Below are 3800 nucleotides of genomic sequence, written 5' to 3'. Positions count from 1 at the left end.
CTTACTATCAACAAGTTGCAAAAGAAAGGGACCTATAGCAAAGCTTATGTGATCAAAAAGGTGGTAGACAAAGCCTTCAAAAAGCCCACAAAATTGAAGGGTATTTTCGCTACCTCTGAAAATACAGAAGTAGGGCGTTGGGCAAAGAGTAAAGGCTATGAGCCAATAAAGATCAAAGGCGGGGTGAAGTTTGTGAAGACGGCTTATTTTGTTGAAAAGCAAAAAGATGGCAAAACCTGGAAGGTGTTTACGAGCAAGGCTGACCAAACCTTGTTGGCACAAGGCGTTTATACCGAAAAGCTACAGACGCTCAATATTGCGCTTGCAACCTCAGTAAAAAAACAACAGCGTGAAAGGGTGTTAGATGCTTTGTGGAAATCGCTTACCCGCATTGCCAAAAAGCAGGTGAACGTGGTGTATACCCAGAAAAATGAGGATAAGCAACTATTCAAGGGCTTGTCTGCCAACGCCAGCCAGGAAGCATTGAACAAAAAGGGGCAACAAACCTCGATTGGTCATTGGGCAAAAGCCAAAGGTTATCCATATACCTTGCTCAGCCGAAACAATGCCGATAACCAAATATTGCAGGTACGTTTTGCCAAAGTAGCCTGTTTTGTGGCGGGTACCCAGTTGGATGCCATTGGTGGGAACAAAGCCATCCAAGACTTGAAGGCTTACCAAGACTCTGTATGGGCTTATGATCATACCGTCAACAAACGAGTGCTCAAAGTAGTCACAGGCACCAGCCAAAAACAAGCCTCAGCATTGGTAACAGTTGCCACCACCAAAGATACACTCTATGCCACCCCTGAGCATCCGTTTTATCTGCCCCAACTCAAAAAATACGTGCCCGCCTCTGAGTTACGCCAAGGCAATCATTTGCAATTAAGCAATGGCACTTGTGCCGCTATTACTTCCACCCGTTGGTTAGACACCCTCGTCACTGTATACAATATATCGGTAGCCAAGCACCATAATTATTTTGCGAAGGGAGTATTGGTGCATAATGCGGATTGCGACACCTTATGGGCAAAATTTGCCCATTACCCAAAGATGAACGAGGTAAAAGCAAAGGTACAAGGCTGGAAGGATACAAAGCTGGAAAAGACTTTCCTGAAGGATATGGAGGATAAAAACTTGGCTAAAAAAGTGTTTGGGGAGCCTGACTTGGTGGATATGTGGGAAATATTTTATAAGGCGGACGAAGCAAGGCTGAGGGTAAGTCTAAGTGATTTGGAGAAACTAGAGAATGTGGTGTTGGGTGTTAAAAACAGCAGTGACCTTCGTGCAAAGGGCTTGATAGATGATATTTTGACTTATATTAAATCAAATCCTAGCAAAGCAACTGATTGGATAAATCTTCGTAAAGAAAAGTTTTATAAAAACTTTGCTATCTCTAGTTCTCAAATCGAAAAAAATCTGGATGTAGCTGCTTTGAAGTTTAATATTGATTTAAGGTACTTGTCTCAGCAGGCAAAGGAAGCCTTAAAAAAGTATTGGGCAGCTTCATATAAGCATTTGTACAGAGGAGATCCTAGAGCACCAAATAACTATATAAAAGGCTTTAAGTCGAAAGGAGAACTGGGTGACCCTTATCAACATGTAATGGAAAAAGCAACCCTTGGAAATCAATCAAAATGGATTTCAACTTCTGAGTTTAATCCATTTGAAGATTTTTCTGTGACAAGAACCATCATGGGGTTTGCAACAAGTAAATTACACAATAATCCTTCAGAGGAAGGTTTTGTTTACTTTATTAAAGCAGATTTTACTAGTAAATTCACGAGGGTTAAAAATGGTAGAGCTTTTGAGTTTTTTGTAGCAAAGAACAGAGTTCAGGCTTGTGATGTGAATAAATCTTTTGATGCTAAAAGGTTTAAGAACCAAAAAGAATTTGCTTTCGAAGGTTTGATTCCAATAGATATGATTGAAGGGGCGATTTATGTTAGGTTTAAATCTGATAATTCAAGTAAAACAGGAGGATACATTAATGGTTATCAAATGATTGGAGACTTTATTTACGCTAACGAATTTGCTAACTTTGATTTTACGAAGTATAAACAAGAACTAGAAAAAACTTATGGAGACTACTAATGCTTTTGATAAGGAAAGTTTTGATTTAAAGGCTTGTAAAGCCCTTTTATCAAATGCATTTATACTGTTTGATGAAGGTATTCTTACATCAATGGGTAGGGAGGAAGTTGTGAGGGGTGATATAGAGTATTGGTGGTCTTGGAACGAGCTACAGCCTGTTATACAACACCATGTTTTTTTGTTTAAACATGCTCAACTTCTGCCGCTTAAAAATTATCAATACCTTGTAGATATATACTTAGCATTGATTCAATGTTTCCATAAAAACTATACTCAGGATATAGACTGTTTTTATAAACTTGTTGTCAAACAAGTTATTGATGAATTTTTAGAAAACAGTACGTTTGATATTGTTCAGGATGAGCTTGAAAAACTATTAAATAGATGTCAGCTTTCTGAGCTTGATTTGCTCCTATTAAAACAAAATAAAAAAGGTAATTGGGAATTTATAGACCATAGTTTATTTGAGTATTTTCTGGCATTGATCCAGTATGAGGAAGGGAAGTTTGATTCTTATGATTATCAATTTTATTTGTATTACAGATTTTTAAAGGAATTGTATTTCAAATACAATGCTGAGAGTAAAATATCTCAAATTAGAGGGGACGTATTTTTGTTATTTGAAGAGTGGAAGGATATTTCTGAACAAGAAGTTTGGAGGGTGCAAGTGTCTACTAGCCTAAGGCTTTATGAAGGTGTTGAAGATAACGACCTTTATGGGTTTCGTAATGTAGATCATTTACAGTTTATAGGTAACAATAAGCTTATGCATATTCCTATTTTGTCTGAGCTTGCTCATCTCCAAATAGTTGAGTTTAAAAATGTTCAAATCAACTCATTTACTAATTTATGTGACGTAATCCAATTGTATAAGCTGTATTTTGAAAATGTTAAAATTATTAACTTCTCTGAATTAATTGAGTTAAGCGTTAAGTTTGACCTAGTCCTTGAAGGCGAAGCATCCTGGGAAAGCCTGTTACAGCAAGAATGTAGTACATTTCAGATATCCAATGATAGATTTAAAGCAAGAGAAGATTTGAGATAATTATATATAGGTAACCTTTCTAGTGATGGAAGTCCTGAGTTGTTAACTTTTTGGCCATCTTTACCAGGTTAGAAACCTCTGAAAGAGAGAGATACAACAGGTGTTAGAATAAGCAGTATTAATAAAATATCAGATAAATTTAAAAAAAATCCGTTCTTTAAGGGAGCATACTTTGTGAAACCAAAATGGAATGAAAATGAATGATATAATAAAGATGTTAAACAGTGCCAACCAAGAACAAAAACGTTTGGGTTTTGAGAAATTAGGCAGTAACATGATAGATGAATATACTGGGCTATTGATGACAAACTCCTGCACTGGTATATTTCTATGTTTGGAGTATGGTTATGAAAAAGTAGTCTTTAAGCATAAAAGTCAAACTCCTGCATTAGCTGATTTACCGCTAACTAAATTATCTCGTGAATACTTAACAAAGGTTTTTGAACTATATTGTACAAAAGAAGAGATTTGTCAACAAATCAAAGAAGTACAAAAAGATATGCAAAAGTTAATGAAAATTCAGGATAAATATGAAAAAAGTGTTAGAGAACAGGGTACTACTGAGGTAGTTAATAAGGAATTTGATTTGTATCCATTCCACGAAGTACAGGTAAGCCAAGCAACAACGTCTTTATAGGATGTTATTTTTTAAAATTTTGTG

General features: G+C 36.2%; 3 protein-coding genes. All 3 read left to right on the top strand.

Annotation, left to right across the window (positions count from 1 at the left end; translation table 11 throughout):
* Window positions 1-2094: Hint domain-containing protein (locus tag Q0954_RS33220; RefSeq protein ID WP_299466136.1), on the top strand; the 2094-nt coding region annotated here is incomplete at its 5' end.
* Complete coding sequence (locus tag Q0954_RS33215) at window positions 2081-3139, top strand: hypothetical protein (RefSeq protein ID WP_299466134.1); 1059 nt, start codon at window positions 2081-2083, stop codon at window positions 3137-3139. The genes Q0954_RS33220 and Q0954_RS33215, both read left to right, overlap by 14 nt.
* A 196-nt stretch (window positions 3140-3335) precedes the next feature.
* A complete protein-coding gene (locus Q0954_RS33210) occupies window positions 3336-3776 on the top strand; it encodes a hypothetical protein (protein ID WP_299466131.1) in 441 nt (146 codons plus the stop codon).
* Window positions 3777-3800: the final 24 nt, after the last annotated feature.

The sequence above is a fragment of the uncultured Microscilla sp. genome (assembly GCF_947493425.1).
Lineage (GTDB): Bacteria > Bacteroidota > Bacteroidia > Cytophagales > Microscillaceae > Microscilla.
Note: the sequence above shows the minus strand (reverse complement) of the source record. Positions and strands in the feature narration are given on the sequence as shown.